The organism is Streptomyces sp. SID12488 (assembly GCF_010548275.1).
GTDB lineage: Bacteria > Actinomycetota > Actinomycetes > Streptomycetales > Streptomycetaceae > Streptomyces.
The window spans coordinates 1-574 of sequence record NZ_JAAGLT010000110.1 but is presented as its reverse complement, the minus strand read 5'-3'; the positions used below and the strand labels follow the sequence as shown (position 1 = coordinate 574).

Genomic DNA, 574 nt, shown 5'->3' with positions numbered 1-574 from the left:
TCGTCGGGCTCGCTGTCCCCGCTGCGAGCGGACTCCAGTCGTTCCACGCGGCTACGGAGATCCGAAAGCTCCCGCAGAACGTCCGTGAGTGTCCCGCCGGCCAACCCACCTTCGGCCGCCTTCGAAGCACTCTCCTCATCCCGGGCGAAGTTCCCGCGGCTGGTGGTCTTGAGCAGGCCCTCATCCCGCAGCACTGCGAGAGCGCGCTGAACCGTCGTGGGGGAGATCTGGAAGCGGTCGGCCAGCTGGCGTACGGATCCAAGCCTCTGACCGGGCTTGATACCACCGCCGCGGATCTCCTGCCGAAGGGTGTCGGCGGCTTGCTGGAAGGGCTGTCTGGGGTCGTCTTCAGCGATCGTCACAGCTTCGAGCGTACTGGCCAGCACGTCCTAGCACGTCTCTCCTCACTACATCTTGCGCAACCCGTCGTGCTGGTACATGCTGGCACGTAACAGCACGGAGTTGATCCCGGCAGATAGGGAGCTGCTTTAGCTGCTCAGTGCCCGCCTGTAACGGCGGTGTGGCAGTACCTGCACGGCACCCGGAGGCCGCTTGTTGAGGGCTCGAAGGCAGT

At 65.0% G+C, this 574-nt stretch carries 1 protein-coding gene; it reads right to left on the bottom strand.

Features of this window, described 5'->3' with window-relative positions; all coding sequences use genetic code 11:
- Window positions 1-362, bottom strand: a 362-nt coding sequence (locus G3I56_RS42735; RefSeq protein WP_164418944.1) for a winged helix-turn-helix domain-containing protein, incomplete at its 3' end; no start/stop codon positions are given.
- Window positions 363-574 lie beyond the last annotated feature (212 nt).